General features: G+C 47.5%; 13 protein-coding genes. 12 read left to right on the top strand and 1 reads right to left on the bottom strand.

Features of this window, described 5'->3' with window-relative positions:
- Nucleotides 1-78 precede the first annotated feature (78 nt).
- On the top strand, nt 79-396 hold the full coding sequence (locus LOZ80_RS16470; RefSeq protein ID WP_189006632.1) for a cupin domain-containing protein: 318 nt from the start codon (nt 79-81) through the stop codon (nt 394-396).
- A gap of 113 nt (nt 397-509) precedes the next feature.
- On the opposite strand, the gene LOZ80_RS16465 is transcribed toward LOZ80_RS16470, so the two are convergent.
- Nucleotides 510-1,115 (bottom strand): LysE/ArgO family amino acid transporter, encoded by a 606-nt coding sequence (locus LOZ80_RS16465; protein ID WP_238172387.1) that lies wholly within the window; start codon nt 1,113-1,115, stop codon nt 510-512.
- Nucleotides 1,116-1,242: 127 nt separating this feature from the next.
- Between LOZ80_RS16465 and LOZ80_RS16460 the strand changes: the two genes are divergently transcribed.
- The 11 genes from LOZ80_RS16460 (at nt 1,243) to LOZ80_RS16410 (ending at nt 15,083) form a co-directional block, all read left to right on the top strand.
- A complete protein-coding gene (locus LOZ80_RS16460; RefSeq protein WP_238172386.1) occupies nt 1,243-2,688 on the top strand; it encodes an aminotransferase-like domain-containing protein in 1,446 nt (481 codons plus the stop codon).
- A 102-nt stretch (nt 2,689-2,790) separates the two neighbouring features.
- A complete protein-coding gene (locus LOZ80_RS16455; RefSeq protein ID WP_189006626.1) occupies nt 2,791-3,117 on the top strand; it encodes an L-rhamnose mutarotase in 327 nt (108 codons plus the stop codon).
- Nucleotides 3,118-3,514: 397 nt separating this feature from the next.
- Entirely contained in the window at nt 3,515-3,943 is a 429-nt protein-coding gene (locus LOZ80_RS16450) for a DUF3502 domain-containing protein (protein ID WP_238172385.1), read from the top strand.
- Between the two features lie 147 nt (nt 3,944-4,090).
- On the top strand, nt 4,091-5,860 hold the full coding sequence (locus LOZ80_RS16445; RefSeq protein WP_238172384.1) for a cache domain-containing sensor histidine kinase: 1,770 nt from the start codon (nt 4,091-4,093) through the stop codon (nt 5,858-5,860).
- Between the two features lie 6 nt (nt 5,861-5,866).
- Nucleotides 5,867-7,420: a response regulator transcription factor gene (locus LOZ80_RS16440; protein WP_238172383.1), complete on the top strand. Its 1,554-nt coding sequence runs from the start codon at nt 5,867-5,869 to the stop codon at nt 7,418-7,420.
- Nucleotides 7,421-7,536: 116 nt separating this feature from the next.
- Entirely contained in the window at nt 7,537-8,865 is a 1,329-nt protein-coding gene (locus LOZ80_RS16435; RefSeq protein WP_238172382.1) for an ABC transporter substrate-binding protein, read from the top strand.
- Between the two features lie 85 nt (nt 8,866-8,950).
- The gene (locus tag LOZ80_RS16430) at nt 8,951-9,838 is read left to right on the top strand and encodes a carbohydrate ABC transporter permease (protein WP_238172381.1); all 888 of its coding nucleotides are present in this window, start codon (nt 8,951-8,953) and stop codon (nt 9,836-9,838) included.
- A gap of 12 nt (nt 9,839-9,850) precedes the next feature.
- A complete protein-coding gene (locus LOZ80_RS16425) occupies nt 9,851-10,696 on the top strand; it encodes a carbohydrate ABC transporter permease (RefSeq protein WP_238172380.1) in 846 nt (281 codons plus the stop codon).
- Nucleotides 10,697-10,750: 54 nt separating this feature from the next.
- On the top strand, nt 10,751-11,776 hold the full coding sequence (locus tag LOZ80_RS16420) for a glycoside hydrolase family 88/105 protein (RefSeq protein ID WP_238173006.1): 1,026 nt from the start codon (nt 10,751-10,753) through the stop codon (nt 11,774-11,776).
- Between the two features lie 10 nt (nt 11,777-11,786).
- Nucleotides 11,787-12,905, top strand: coding sequence for a rhamnogalacturonan acetylesterase (locus LOZ80_RS16415; protein WP_238172379.1), 1,119 nt, complete (start codon nt 11,787-11,789; stop codon nt 12,903-12,905).
- Between the two features lie 693 nt (nt 12,906-13,598).
- A complete protein-coding gene (locus LOZ80_RS16410) occupies nt 13,599-15,083 on the top strand; it encodes an IS1182 family transposase (protein WP_238166762.1) in 1,485 nt (494 codons plus the stop codon).
- Nucleotides 15,084-15,181: the final 98 nt, after the last annotated feature.

Genomic DNA, 15,181 nt, shown 5'->3' with positions numbered 1-15,181 from the left:
GCTGGGTGAGTGAAGGACCGCTTGCGGTCCTTTTTTGTTTGGAACTAAGAAGTTGCTACAACGAAAGGGGAAAGTTAGATGTCTAATATTGGCGTATGGGAAGCAGCTGAGCCTGGCGTAACACGCTGCATTCTGAAAGCGGAAGTTGGTTTAATGATGATGGAAGTTCACTTCGAGCCCGGTGCCATCGGATACCAACACAGCCATGTCCATGAGCAAATGTCCTATTGTTTAAAAGGTAAAATAGAGTTTACCATAGATGGTGAAGTTACTGTCATTACACAAGGCCAGACCGCGTACATCCCGAGTGGAGCGAAGCACGGTGTTACTGCCTTGGAAGAATCCGCTTTGCTAGACGTATTTACTCCGATTCGTGAAGATTTGGTGAAACGCTAATCAGCTATGCGGAGATAAGCTCTTGCAGCTTTTGCAGATGGCGTATTCGCCATCGAACAGCCACTTTTAATATGAACCTAGCCTGTTGGCTGGGTTCTTTTTTTTGGCAAGAGTTACAACAATTGATAGCCCATATACAGCGCTACGCCCCAGATCAAGCAAGCCGATACTTTATTTAGTTTGGCGAGGAAAAGTCCGCTGAAATCCCGTTTCCCTACTACGCGCCCCGCAAAAGCCAAGCCGCAAAACCAAAGCCAAGAAACCAGAATGACGCTGAGTGTGAACAGCCATTTGTCGCTGCCGGTATAATGCAAAGAGTTCGTGCCTATGACACCGATCGTGTCCATAATGGCATGCGGATTCAGCAACGAAACGGAGGCGGCGAAGACGATTTGTTTGCCTGGTGTGCTGACTTGCTGAGCTGATGAGGCACCAGATTTGCTTTTCCACAACACCCACCCCATATACAACAAGAAAATGAATCCACAGCCGTAGAGTATGACTTGCAGCCAAGAAAAACTTAGCACTACGAAAGACATGCCCAGAACCGCAGCTAAAATGAGGCATGTATCGCAAATCGACGCTGTGAAAATAGCTGGCAATGCCCGGAAGTAAGTGCGCTGACTGGCCCCTTGATTGAAAATAAACACATTTTGTACGCCGACGGGTAAAATAAGCCCTATGCCCAGCATTAATCCATGTAATACGGTGGTTAACACGTGAAACGCTCCTTTACGTAAATCTTCAATAGCTCAAGTATAAAGGAGTTCGCCTGTTTGTCTCCCTCCAAATGGATGGTGAATGACCCAACCAAATGATATAGTAATGCAGGAAGGAGGGGTTCAAATGGATTGGAAGCCTGACTTCTCGTCAGAAATCCCATTATATGTGCAGATTAAGGATAGTATTAAACTTAAAATATCACTTGGCGAATGGGCGGTAGGAACCAAAATTCCATCGCAGCGGACATTGGCTGATCAGCTTGGAGTCAATCGCAGCACCGTAGTAACGGCACTGAGCGATTTGATAGCTGAGGGGTTATTGGAAGGCAACACCAAGGGCGGGACGAGAGTCGTCAGTAATGCTTGGAATTTGCTTGCCGCCTCGCCGCCGCCGGACTGGAGCTCCTATGTGCAGGCGGGAACTTACTATCCGAATCAGCCGGCCATCCAGCAGATCAATCGGGCAGAATTCCAAGAGGGGATTATTCGTCTGGGCACCGGCGAGCTTTCACCTGATTTGCTGCCATCCGCACAGATGAAAAAAATCTTTGAAGAAAGCTCGGTAAATCCCTTCGTTCTGGGCTATGAGGAGCCGAAGGGAAATTTGTATTTGAGGAAGCAGATCGCCGCATATTTGCAAGGAATCGGCATCCATACTTCGTCGTCCGCTATTTTGATCGTATCGGGAGCGCTTCAAGCGTTGCAGTTGATTTCGATCGGACTTTTGCAGCGAGGATCTTCCATTCTTCTGGAAAGTCCATCTTACTTGTACTCAGTACACGTGTTTCAATCCAGCGCTATGAAGCTGATCGGGTTGCCTATGGATGAAGAGGGCGTGCGAACCGATCACATCAGCCGCTACAAAAAAGGCCACAACGCTTCGCTGCTCTATACAATCCCTTCTTTTCATAATCCTACAGGCACCTTAATGACAGAAGCTAGGCGTCAAGATCTGATGACCATCTGCGCAGATGAAGGGCTGCCCATTATTGAAGATGATGCTTACCGGGAGTTGTGGTTCGATAACCCGCCACCATTGCCGCTCAAGGCCAGGGATCCTAATGCTTTGGTTCTCTATCTAGGGAGCTTGTCCAAGACATTGAGTCCAGGTTTGCGAATTGGCTGGGTGGTCGCTCCAGAGCCGGTAATTGAACGATTGGCCGATATCAAAATGCAAAATGATTACGGCTCAAGCTCCGTATCCCAGTGGGCTGCCGCAGAATGGCTGGGCAGAGGCCTCTATCAGGAGCATCTCGTATTTGTTCGGAAGCAGCTCCAAATAAGGCGTGATCATACGGTGCAACTGCTGCAAAAGCATTTCAAAGACATTGCCGAGTGGTCAGTCCCGGCAGGTGGTTTCTATATTTGGCTGCGCCTTACCTTAGACATTCCGATGCATATGTTGTTCGAGCGAGCTTGCAAAGAGGGGATATTGCTGAATCCCGGTTCCATTTATAGTCGGCATACGGGCAACTATTTGCGGATTTCATATGCCTATGCGAAACGAGAGGAGCTTGAAATAGGGTTAAAGCAGCTTGCTATATTAATCAAATTGCTGCACAGGGAGTGAGCGGGTTTCGTTATAGAAGAATATTGACGTGACGCTGCTGCCGCAGTAAAGTAACATTATTGAATTTTTGATTAAAATTCGAAATGGGGATATGGTGAGCAGATGACGAACAGTGGTAAATTCGCATGGACATGGACAATCCGAGAAGAAGATTTGGAAGAATACGTTCGCATGCATTTGGCTCCTTGGCCGGAAATTATGGAGGAACACAGCAAAGCTGGAATCAGAGATTATTCCATCTTCCAGAATGGCGCGCAGTTTTTCTACTGCTTCCTGTGTGATGATATCGAGGCCGCATTCGCCTATTTAGCGGAGAGTGACGCTTGCAGTCGCTGGAATGCGATTACGTCCAAAATGGTTGTCGGTTCCTTCGACTTCCGTGAAGCTGTGCCGATTCAACCGATGGCCGAGGTTTTTTATTTGAAATAAGGTAAGCCCAGGGAAGTGATTGCTTCCTTGGGCTTTTATGTTTTGGGAGTGACTCCTGGCTGTAGGCCCCCTAGCTGTGGGCCCCTTAGCTGTGGCCACCAGCCTCTGCCCTAGCCTAGCCCCTGGCCCCCCCGACCTCACCATTTTGGGCCTGACGCGTTGGAAATAAGGTAGCTGAACTTGCTTATTTGTAGCGGCAGACCGCAGGCTGGTTCTCTTTTAAGCAGGACCGTAAGAGTGAAAAACAGCGTTAAAGTCAGCGCTGAGCCTGAAAGCACCACTGTAAGACTGAAAAACAGTCTTATAGCAAAGGAAAAACCCTGCAAAGCAAAGCCAGCAGGGCAATAAGTGCAAACAGCAGCGTCGCTGCGCTCATCCTCCTAACTAGGCTGCGTGATTGTCCAATGCCTTCATCAACATTGGAATGTCGATCCACGCGGGTTCCAAAAACTATGAGCGCGCCAATTCAAACCGCTTCCTGCATCAGCCGATTTCCCGCCATCCGGAACAGATCCTTGGGGGCTGGAACTCGCTGAATGAACGTCTGGATTCTACGGTTGCTGCTGAAACGCAGAAATTCACAGAGGATTGGAAGAAATCCGTCACAGTGAATCATCCGTTGGAAACTTTCACATTTGATGATTCCAAGGTGAAGAATGAAGTGACTGCGGTCAGCAATGTGATGGATAGTTACGGGAAGCCGCTCTTCTATGGGGTGGTTGATCTATCGGCAAATGCAAAACGCACTACATCGCAACGCACACGGAGCAAGCTTTCCTGCATCAGTTCTAAAAGCAGGTTGCGTTGGAAGCGGGAATTGAACTAGCAATCACGCATTGCTGAACGATATAAGGATGTTCGGGAGTTGATTCCGGCATCCTTTTTCGTTACCCTTAGAGGATTAAGCGTCACTCATCACGAAGAAACCCTCCAATCCAGTCCTTATTCAGCCAAGAAATGTGGTGAAGCTCTCATGAGATCCGGTATCCGTCTGTGGTTTAATCAAATACGCAATTTACGCATCAAAGCGAAACTGTTTCTGTTGATAACAGTCTCCATGGCTGTCAGTTCAAGCATATCTCTGGTAGGGCTGCAGATCGCCTATTCAATATACGATCAGCAAATTTATGAGAAGTCAGCACAAGTGCTCAACCTTTCCTCAACATTGATCGAAAATGAATTGAACAAAGTGGAGAGACTAACCTTCAGCATCATGTCGGACGAACAGATTCAGCAGAATCTAGTCGTCATGAACACAAGCGAATCCGACTATACGCGGATACAATCACGGGCTAAACTTGTTGATCGATTGGTTCAATATATCAATTCCGAGACCTATATTACCGCTGCAGACATTGCGGATCTCCGGGGAAACAGCTATTCCAGCGGCAATTTGACAACGCTTTCTCCGGAGCGGCGCGCGCTCATTACGCGTGTTTCCGAACTGGGCGGCGGCAGTTTGGGCTGGGTCCCGCCTGACACGCTGGATTACAGTTTGATTGCTACCAGGCAAATTCGTTCCTTTGATAATCTGGATTTAAACAAACTAGGCACCTTGGTGCTGCATGTGAATTTAGATAAGATCGTCAATCAATATGCCAGAGAAGCTGTTACGCGGGATGGCGAGCTCCTCATTGTCTCTGAGGGAAACATGATTTATCCGCATACTGCCGCTATGAAATGGATGGTCAATGAGAAATTGTCAGTGGAGTCCGCTTCCAAGGGATTTCGCATCATGGAGCAAGATGGCGAGAAATATTTCGTGTCGCATATTCATTCCGACTATTTGGGGTGGACCTATTACAACACGCTGCCCTTCCAAACGATATTCAGCCATATTTTGCTGATGAAAAATTGGATGATCGCTGCCTTTCTGATTAGCTTTTTCCTCCTTGTAGGCTTCGGTATGACCGTAGCGCGCAGTGTGACACGGCCGATCGAAGGCTTGATCAGCAACATGCGTGGACTGCAAATCAGTGATCTGGAGAACTCCGAGCTGCCAACGTTAGCGCCACTGTCCCAGCAAATGGATGAAGTGGGGCTGCTCCAACGCACGTATCGGATGATGATTGTCCGTATTCAAGAATTAATTAAAGAGAATTACACGAAACAACTGATCATCAAAGAAACCGAATTCAGATCGCTGCAAGCACAGATTAATCCGCACTTTTTGTATAACACTTTGGAATCCATCAACTGGATTTCGAAGATGAATGGCCAAAAGCAAGTGTCCCAAATGGTAGAATCCCTCGGCTATTTGCTCCGCTCATCGATCAGCATGAAGCAGGATATGATTTCGGTGGAAGATGAGCTGCAGCTAGTCCAGCACTATATTACGATTCAACGCGTCAGATTTGAAGAACGGCTTGATTTCAGGCTGGATGTTAAGGCGGATTTATTAACGCAAAGCATTCCTAAGCTTACGCTCCAGCCGCTCTTGGAGAACGCGATTAAATATGCGGTAGAGGTGATGTTGGAACCTTGCGTAATTCGAATTAGCGGCCAAACGGAGGGGGACACGGTCCTGTTAGTCGTCGAGGATAACGGTCCTGGCATTGATGAAGCCTATTTGGAGCAAATATTGACCGGCGAGCGGAAATCCAAAGGCACGGGAATTGGTCTGAAAAATATTGATGAACGCATTAAATTGACCTTCGGAGATGAATTTGGATTACAGGTTGAAAATCGTTTGGACGGCGGGGCGCGTATCACAATCCGTCTGCCCATTATGAAAAGAGGATAATCGCTTATGTATAAAGTGCTGCTTGTTGATGATGAACGGATGATTCTGGAGGGGATATCGACGATTGTAGATTGGCCATCCGTCGATACGCAGTTGATCGGAACCGCGCGAAACGGTATTGAAGCGTATGCTTTTGTAGGTGAGCATGCACCAGACATTATTATCAGTGATATTCGAATGCCTGGCATGGATGGTTTGCAGTTGGTGGCCAAAGTGAAGGAAACCCACCCCCATACTCGTTTCATCATGCTATCCGGGTTTGACGAGTTTGAATATGCGCAAATTGCTATGCAGTATGGGGTGAAACATTATTTGCTGAAGCCTTGCAACGAGAACAGCATTCTGAATGCGCTGAGTGAAATTGTCGCGGAGTACAAGCAGGAGGAAAGTAAGGAAGGTTTCGTGCAATCGATGAAAGCGAATTTGCAGAAGGTGCTGCCGCATGTCAAAGAGCAGTTCCTCAAGGAGTTCGTGACGAATAAATCGTATGGTAGCCGCGACTGGGATTATTATCAGGATCTGTTTGGGCTGCAGGTTAGCGGGAGGAAAGTCCGGCTATTGCTGTTCCGATTGGACGGCAAGTTTGAATACGAGCATCTCTTTGCAGTGAAAAATATTGCCGAAGATTTGCTGGATGAGCCGCTGCTCAGTTCAACCATCGCTGAACAAATTCTCATTCTGATCGAGGATCAGGTAGGAATTGAGCGATTGCAAGAGCAAATCAAAGAGATTCGGCGTATTTTCACGCTATATTACAAAATGGATGCGACCGTAGCTCTCAGCGAAGCCGGAGAGATCGTGGAAGCGCGCCGTCTGTATCTGCAAGCGCTGGATTGTCTGAGCCATCGCTTCTATCTTGGCGAAGGCGGGTTGATTACGATGCGGGATATTCTGGATGCGAATATTCCCAGCAAAGTGGATTTCGTTTACGACGATGATCGGATTCTGCTGCCAATTCGGGCTGGCAACTGGGAGGAAGCTGAAGTCAGCATCGATGCTTTTCACGATCAACTGATCCATTCCAGACTTCCGATCCAGACAACCAAGTCGTATGTTATCCAGTTATTTATTTCGATTACACGGCTCTGCAGCGAGCAGCAAATGAATATTTATATGGGCCTTATTGGACAAATATCGCAAATGGAAACGATGCAGGCGATCATTCAGCAGCTCAAACAAATGGCCTCCGAAATTACCCAGACCAACTTTGAGCAAAATAAAAACAAACACTCGCAAGTGGTCCAGAAAGTGATCGATATTGTGAATACTGAGCTGGGCAATGCCGAGCTTTCCCTGAACTGGGTCGCGCATCGCATGCTGTATATGAATCCGGATTATCTCGGGAAATTGTTCAAGAAAGAAACCGGCGAGCGCTTCTCCAACTATGTCGTTACCGTAAGAATCAAGAAGGCGATGGAACTTATCAAGCAGAATGACGATGTGAAAATGTTTGAATTAGCCGAGCAGTTGGGCTTTGGCGACAATCCGCAATACTTCTCCCAAGTATTCAAAAAGATCGCGGGCTGCGCCCCCTCAGAGTATAAAAAGCTGTCGACGTAGACATGGTTTTCACTGTTTTTTAAACATTTATCGCGGTTAATTAGATTCAACTTTCGCTCCCGGAAGTAGATAATAAGACATGTGGAGCGCAGGTGACGCATAAGGGGAAACGAACTATGAAACGCATAATGATCTCAATTCTGCACCTCGCTCTTCTATTCACGACAGTTATAGGATGCAGCTCGAATGGGCAATCAGCGAATGGGGGAACAGGGACACCACGGACGATTGAAACGGGGAAAAGTGGAAGCAAACAGGAGGTCAAGCTGCGCATTGCCTGGTGGGGCGGTCAAGCACGGCATGACTATACGTTGAAGCTGATCGCGATGTATCAAGATTTGCATCCTGAGGTTCAGATAGATACGGAATATGCGGGCTTTGATGATTATTGGAAAAGGCTGGCTCCGCAAGCCGCGGCGAACCAACTTCCGGATCTGATCCAGATGGATATTTCGTACTTGACGCAATACGGCACGAAGGATCAATTGGAAGATTTAACGAGCCTGACGAGTAGTGGAACGATCAACGTTCGATCTGTTGAATCAGCTACGATCAATACCGGACGAGTCGGCGGCAAGCTCTATGGCATCCCACTTGGGATGAATGCGATGGGGGCGACCTTCGATGCTGCCATGCTGGAGAAAGCGGGCATTTCATCCATTCGACCGAATTGGACCTGGTCCGATTTGGAGCAAATTGCGAAGCGGATGAAGTCGCAAGGCAAGGTGCTCGACCATATGCGATTCGATCAGTTTTTTCCATACTACTTGCGAACGCAGAATCAGCACTATTTTAGCTCGGACGGTACGAGTCTTGGGTATAGCGATCCCCGCTATTTTATAGATTACTTCAAGATGTACCTTAGATGGTATGAGGCAGGGTATATGCGCGAGTGGGATAAAGAGGCATTATCCAAATTGACACCTGAAGAGAATCCGGTTGTACTGGGCGATGGGTTTATGACGATGGCTTGGTCCAATCAATTTGCTTCCTTGCAGGAGGCTGCTAAAAAACCGCTAACGCTGATCGGTCTTCCGGGACCTAATGAGAAGCTGGGGCTTTATTTGAAACCAACGATGCTGTTCTCCATTGCCAAAAGCTCCAAGCAAAAGGCAGAAGCAGCCAAATTCATTTCGTGGTTCCTGAATGATGTGGAAGCGAACAAACTCATTAAAGGTGATCGTGGTATTCCGATTTCCAAAGATGTGAAGGAAAGTTTGAAGCCTACATTATCAGAGGGAGATCAGAAAATCTATGACTACATGGCATGGGCGGAGCAAAACAGCAGCAGCATGGATCCACCAGATCCGATAGGTGCAGCGGAAGTTAGCAAACTGCTGCGGGATATGCAGGAGCAAATTTTGTACAAAAAGCTTTCAGTCGAAGAAGCAGCTGCCAAATTCTCCACAGAAGCGAGTGCGATACTGGTCAGAAACAAGAAATAAGGGTGTGAAGTGGGTGGTTTTCGGTTTTAAGCGAAGCCGCCTGCACCCAATAAACAGAATTTAACGAACGTGAGGGAGTGGAACTATGAAACTACGTGAAAATGATCACATAGTCGGTTATGTGTTTATATCACCTTTCATCCTGGGATTTCTGATTTTCACGCTGTTTCCGATGATTTCATCGTTATACTTTTCATTTACGGAGTATGATTTATTATCAGCCCCAAGGTGGGTTGGGTTCGCTAATTACGAGAAAATGTTCACGGATGATGATAAAATATGGGATTCGATCAGGGTGACGCTAACCTATGTATTGACTTCCGTTCCACTGCGATTGATTATCGCCTTGCTAGTCGCTATGCTGCTTAACCGCGCTGTGCGCGGCATCGGTCTTTACCGGGCTACCTACTACCTGCCTTCCTTAATAGGCGGAAGCGTCGCGGTATCCATCATGTGGCGTCAAATTTTCGGTGACAAAGGGCTGATCAATGCTTTTCTTGACAACATTGGCATTCACACGACGATCTCTTGGATCGGCTATCCGGCAACAGCACTTGGCACGTTAGTCTTGCTCTCCGTATGGCAGTTCGGTTCCTCCATGCTGATCTTCCTGGCTGGCCTCAAAAACATTCCAGGTACGTATTATGAGGCTGCAAGTGTAGACGGGGCAGGACCTATTCGCAAATTTTTTCACATCACACTGCCTTTGTTAAGTCCGATTATTCTTTTTAATCTCATCTTGCAAACGATTTCAGGTTTCCTGACGTTTACGCCTGCCTACATTATTTCCAATGGCGAAGGCGGGCCGCTGAACAATACGCTGCTGTACTCGCTCTATTTATTCCATCGGGCATTCGTTTTCTTCGAAATGGGTTATGCTTCAGCGATGGCTTGGTTCATGCTCATTTTAATCGGCGTCATTACATTGGTTATTTTCAAAACTTCGAAATATTGGGTTCATTACGAAAGCTAGGAGGGATCTGACATGGTGTTATCTAGGAAAAGTGTAAGAACGGTGCTGTACCATCTCCTTGTATGCTTGATCGCGATCACAGCGATTTATCCGATCCTATGGTTGGTTGCCAGCTCACTGAAACCGAATGAAGAAATCTATACGACAGCGACCAGTTTGATTCCGAGCCGACTGGAGTGGAACAATTATGTTTCAGGTTGGAAGGGTTTTGCCGGCATAACATTTGCAACTTTCATGAAAAATTCGTTCATTATCGTTATCCTTTCGACGATTGGTGCGGTCGTTTCCTCCGCCTTGGTCGGTTATGGCTTTGCCCGCATTAAATTTTTTGGTAGCAAATTCTGGTTCGGAGCGGTTATGCTGACGCTGCTGCTTCCGCAGGATGTCACGATCATTTCGCAATACATTTTATTTGCCAAAATTGGCTGGCTATCCAGCTTCAAACCGATTATTATCCCGCAGTTTTTCGGAATTCCGTTTTTCATCTTTCTGATCATGCAATTTATTCGCACCATTCCGCCGGAATTGGATGAGGCTGCCAAGATGGACGGATGCAGTAAATACAGTATCTTTTACAAAATCATCGTCCCGTTAATTGTACCTGCACTCGTGACCTCCGCAATTTTCTCCTTCTATTGGAGATGGGATGATTTCTACACGCCACTGCTGTATTTGAACAATCCAAGCTTGTATCCGGTTTCCTTGGCTTTGAAATTATTTTTGGATAGTGAATCCCTCAACAACTGGGGCGGCATGTTCGCCATGTCGACGTTATCTCTGGTTCCGATCTTCGTTGTGTTCATCATCTTCCAGAAGTATATTGTGGATGGGATTTCGACGAGCGGATTGAAAGGATAAGAAAGCATGCCTACGGATATAGACAATACGATGCAACAGGGAGGAAATGAAGAGATGCCAGCCTTACAATTTGATGCCGATGAAATTCGCAAAGTGATTGACCGCGTAGTGCGCAGAACGTTCCGTATGGACTTTAATTGGGATTGGCCGGGCGGTGTGGCTTTCTATGGCGTAACGGAAGCCTTCGAAGCGACGGGGAATGAGGAATATCTGCAATTATTGAAAGAATGGGTGGATGAGAAACTGGAGGATGGACTGCCTAAGCTGTCAGTTAACGGGATCTCGATCGGTCATTCGCTGCTCACCCTGTACAAAGAGACTGGTGAAGAGCGGTATATGGACATCGCGACCCAAATGGCTGAATTCCTCACGCATGAAGCTGAACGCTTCGGCGAAGGGATTTTCCAACACACCGTGAATTCGGAAACCTATAATTTTCCGGAGCAGGCTTGGGTGGACACGATGTTCATGGCTGGGTACTTTTTACTGCGGATTGGCGCCATGCTTAAGCGTGACGATTATTTCGAAGATGGACTGAAACAATATCATGGACATGAAAATTATTTGCAGGACCCTACGACGAATTTGTATTATCATGGTTGGGATAACCTCGCTCAGACTCATATGTCTGGCATGTTCTGGGCTCGCGGCAATGCTTGGGCAGCCATTACGATGGCACGCGCGCTGCGTTTGGTCCATGTAACGCATCCTTCTTTTATGATTCTGGAGGGCTCGCTGCGAGATCAATTAAGCGCTCTGGTTCGTTTGCAGGACGAAAGCGGTTTGTGGCATACCGTTGTTACGGACACATCGTCTTATCTGGAAACCTCAGGTTCCGCCGGAATCGCAGCGGCGCTGATCGGTTCAGGACCGCTGTACAACAAATATACGAATAAATCGATTCAAGGTATTCTTTCAAGGATTACGGATGATGGAACAGTAACCGGCGTTTCAGCAGGAACAGCTGTGATGAGAGATATTGACGGCTACAGAGGTGTGCCATACAAGCGTATTCAGGGCTGGGGACAAGGCCTGGGACTTACCTTCCTGTCTTCCTTGCTGAATCGCAAAGATTGGTAGGTCGATTCCGATGAGCGTACATTTGCGGTTTGATTTCGGCCCGGAAACGAGCGCTGCTAAGGAAGGCTATACCAAAGTAAGCTCCAGCACGGTCTATGACGAAGCCAGCGGCGATAGCTTTGGCTTCCTCTCTGGCAGCAATGTGTACGAGCGTGAAAGAGGCCGTCCGGAGGCGCTGCGGCAAGACTTCTGCATTCCGGTTGGCGCTGCTTTCATTGTGGATGTACCGAATGGGAATTACACGATCCATACGGTGATGGGCGACCAAATCACGGCCACATGTACAACGTTGAAGGCCGGATCCGGCCGCTTGCTGCTATCGGAATTCGTGACTGCTGCTGGTGAATTCGCCAGCAACAGCTTCACCATTCACGTGTCGGACGGGCGATTGCGTTTGGTTTTCTCTGGCGTAGCGCCGCGGATCAATGCGCTGGAGATTCTCGCTGCTCCGCAGGCAGCAACGCTGTACTTGGTCGGGGATTCCACCGTGACCGATCAGCCAGAGGACGGCTACCCCTACACGGGTTGGGGGCAAATGCTGCCTCTGTTTGTGAAAGCGGATGCTGCGGTAGCGAACTATGCCGTTTCCGGCCGCAGTTCAAAAAGTTTTTTGGACGAAGGGCGGCTAGCGCCAATTCTGGAAAACCTGAGTGCGAATGATTACTTGATCATCCAGTTCGGGCATAACGATCAGAAGCTGGACGCGGAGCGGGCGACGGCGCCATTTTCAACGTACAAAGAGCATTTGTCCATCTATCTTCATGAAGCTAGAAAACGTGGAGCCACTCCGATACTTGTCACTTCTGTCCAGCGAAGATCGTTTGACGCTTCGGGTAAGATCATAGATTCACACGGGGATTACCTGACGGCCATGAAACAGCTGGCTGAGGAAGAGGATGTAGCTCTAATTGATTTGGCCGAAGCAAGCAGACAATTGTTTGAAGCGCTCGGAGAAGAGGCGACGAAATCCTTGTTTATGTGGGCCTATCCCGGTGAATTCCTGAATTTCCCCAAGGGGGCTGAGGATAATACACATTTTCAAGAACTCGGTGGGATTGCCATCGCTAAGCTTGTTGCAGATGACATCAAGAAGCAGCAGATTGATCCGCTTGTACGTTATCTGCGTTAAAAGATTTTGTTTGCTTAACCAGTCAAATTCCGGTCTGTTTCCAGACTTGGAGGGGACTGGTTTTTCCTATTCTAGTGGCAATAGAATCGTCTTGAAACAGCTGGGTAACGTTCATCGGCGCAATTGCGGCCCATTTATTTCCCATATATGATCAATGATTTATGGGGTTTTCGCAATGGGAACGATACTGCTGCCAGAGAACAGCATCCACCATCAGGGGGAGTCGGGCACCTCCCAAGCCGCAGCTGCTCATAGGAATAAGAGTCTCCAGGAGCTTCTATTTGCGGGAAAATGGGGATTTTGGGCGGGATAGAAGTCTTTGGAGACTCGTATCTTGTCTCGGACAAGATAAATTGCAGCTACTCCAAGGAATAAGAGCCTCCAGAAGCTTCTATTTGCGGGAAAATGGGGGTTTTGAGTGGGATAGAAGTTTTTGGAGACTCCTATCTTGTCTCGGACAAGATAAATTGCTGCTACTCCAAGGAATAAGAGCCTCCAGAAGCTTCTATTTGCGGGAAAATGGGGATTTTGAGCGGGATAGAAGTCTTTGGAGACTCCTATCTTGTCTCGGACAAGATAAATTTCAGCTAATCCAAGTAATAAGAGCCTCCAGGAGTCTGTCCGACGAAACAGGAATTAGTCAAACAATTCCGAATAAGTAGTAATAAGACTTCAAAAGGATGTGTCGTAGGCATGGCTAAATTCAAAGCATATACCACAGAGCAAGGTGAACTTCTACCTATCTATTTAAGCGAGTGGGTAACAGATGATCATGAAGTTAGACTTGTCAGCGACATCGTCGAGCAGTTAGACCTATCTGCCATTACTAACAAATACTCCAAGCGTGGAGAAGAAGCCTATCATCCTGCCATGCTGCTCAAACTGTGGTTCTATGGGTATGCGACAGGCGTCTTCACGTCTAGGAAACTTCAAATAGCTACGAAAGAAAGCATTCCTTTTCGCTGGTTATGTGGCGGATACCTGCCAGATTTTCGTACGCTGAGTGACTTTCGGAAGAACCACCTGGATACCCTTCCAGGTTTATTCAAACAAGTCATACAAATCGCTATGGAACTGGGCTATATCTCGCTCGGGCATGTGAGCATTGACGGTTCTAAAATAAAGGCAAGCGCCTCTAAACATAAATCGATGTCACGTGAGCGTATGCAAAAACGCCTCGTTCAATTGGAAGACGAAGTCCGGCAAGCATTGGAGTATTCTGCTACCGAGGAAATGTTGGAGGAACCCCATCCGACGAGTCCTTCCCTATCGTTGGAGGAACGCTATGCCCGCATCGCGCAAATAAAATCTGCGCTGGAGAATTTGGAAGAACAGCGGCCAGCGGAACAGGCCGAATCTCCTCAGAGCGATCAATTTAATTTTACCGATGCCGACTCTCGCATCATGAGCACACGGAACCAAGGTGTCATTCAAGGCTACAATCCACAAATTGCCGTAGACAGCGATCATGGCTTCATCGTTGGACTTCAAATGAGTAACCAAACAACCGATCAACAGCAGTTTGAAAACGTGCTTCATTCCATGAAAACAATGACAGGAGATAGGCCTCAGAAGCTGAGTGCTGATGCAGGGTATTTTAGTGCGTCCAACATTGCAGCGGCGCTGGAGGCTGAAGTGGATGCCTACATTGCTGCCGATCGCGAAAACAAAAAAAAGAATAATGCCTACGACAAGACCAACTTCACTTATGTACCTGAGCTAGATTATTATCTCTGCCCTGCTGGCAAAGAGCTTACACGGAAACGAACCGTGCATGCGAATGATGCAGATAAGCCAACGACTTGGGTTTATGAATGCAGCGTCTGTAGCGAATGTCCTTTTCGAGACGAGTGTGTAAAAAGTAAAACAGGGAAGCGTTCCATCACACGTAGCGAGCATGATCCCCTGCGAGAGGAAATGCGAACGAAAGTGCAAAGTGATGAGGGAACAGCCGTTTACCGAATGCGTAAGGCGATCGTTGAACCGATATGGGGGCAGTTGAAGGAGGTTCAAGGATTTCGTCAATTCCATTTGCGGGGCGAGGATAAAGTATCTGGGGAGTTCATACTGCTCTCTCTAAGCCACAACATCCGCAAATTGCATGCGGCGAAGTATCCCAAACCAGCCACTTTGTACAAACGGGAGAGGTCTGCCCGTAAACAAAGAGTGGCTGGATGAGAGGGAGTAGGCTACGGAAAAACCAGATTGAACAGGGAAAAGCTACAAAGCTACACATAAAGAGCACTCATCGTTCAGTTTCACGATGGAGTGCTCTT

This window comes from Paenibacillus sp. HWE-109, assembly GCF_022163125.1.
Classification (GTDB): Bacteria; Bacillota; Bacilli; order Paenibacillales; family NBRC-103111; genus Paenibacillus_E.
The sequence above is the reverse complement of the archived record's forward strand: the minus strand, read 5'-3'. Positions and strand labels throughout refer to the sequence as shown.

Excerpts from the sequence above, each read along its gene's own strand:
- LOZ80_RS16415 (WP_238172379.1), top strand. The coding sequence starts at position 11,787 with ATGAGCGTACATTTGCGGTTTGATTTCGGCCCGGAAACGAGCGCTGCT.
- LOZ80_RS16430 (WP_238172381.1), top strand. The coding sequence starts at position 8,951 with ATGAAACTACGTGAAAATGATCACATAGTCGGTTATGTGTTTATATCA.
- LOZ80_RS16410 (WP_238166762.1), top strand. The coding sequence starts at position 13,599 with ATGGCTAAATTCAAAGCATATACCACAGAGCAAGGTGAACTTCTACCT.
- LOZ80_RS16425 (WP_238172380.1), top strand. The coding sequence starts at position 9,851 with ATGGTGTTATCTAGGAAAAGTGTAAGAACGGTGCTGTACCATCTCCTT.
- LOZ80_RS16455 (WP_189006626.1), top strand. The coding sequence starts at position 2,791 with ATGACGAACAGTGGTAAATTCGCATGGACATGGACAATCCGAGAAGAA.
- LOZ80_RS16470 (WP_189006632.1), top strand. The coding sequence starts at position 79 with ATGTCTAATATTGGCGTATGGGAAGCAGCTGAGCCTGGCGTAACACGC.
- LOZ80_RS16420 (WP_238173006.1), top strand. The coding sequence starts at position 10,751 with ATGCCAGCCTTACAATTTGATGCCGATGAAATTCGCAAAGTGATTGAC.
- LOZ80_RS16460 (WP_238172386.1), top strand. The coding sequence starts at position 1,243 with ATGGATTGGAAGCCTGACTTCTCGTCAGAAATCCCATTATATGTGCAG.
- LOZ80_RS16445 (WP_238172384.1), top strand. The coding sequence starts at position 4,091 with ATGAGATCCGGTATCCGTCTGTGGTTTAATCAAATACGCAATTTACGC.
- LOZ80_RS16435 (WP_238172382.1), top strand. The coding sequence starts at position 7,537 with ATGAAACGCATAATGATCTCAATTCTGCACCTCGCTCTTCTATTCACG.
- LOZ80_RS16440 (WP_238172383.1), top strand. The coding sequence starts at position 5,867 with ATGTATAAAGTGCTGCTTGTTGATGATGAACGGATGATTCTGGAGGGG.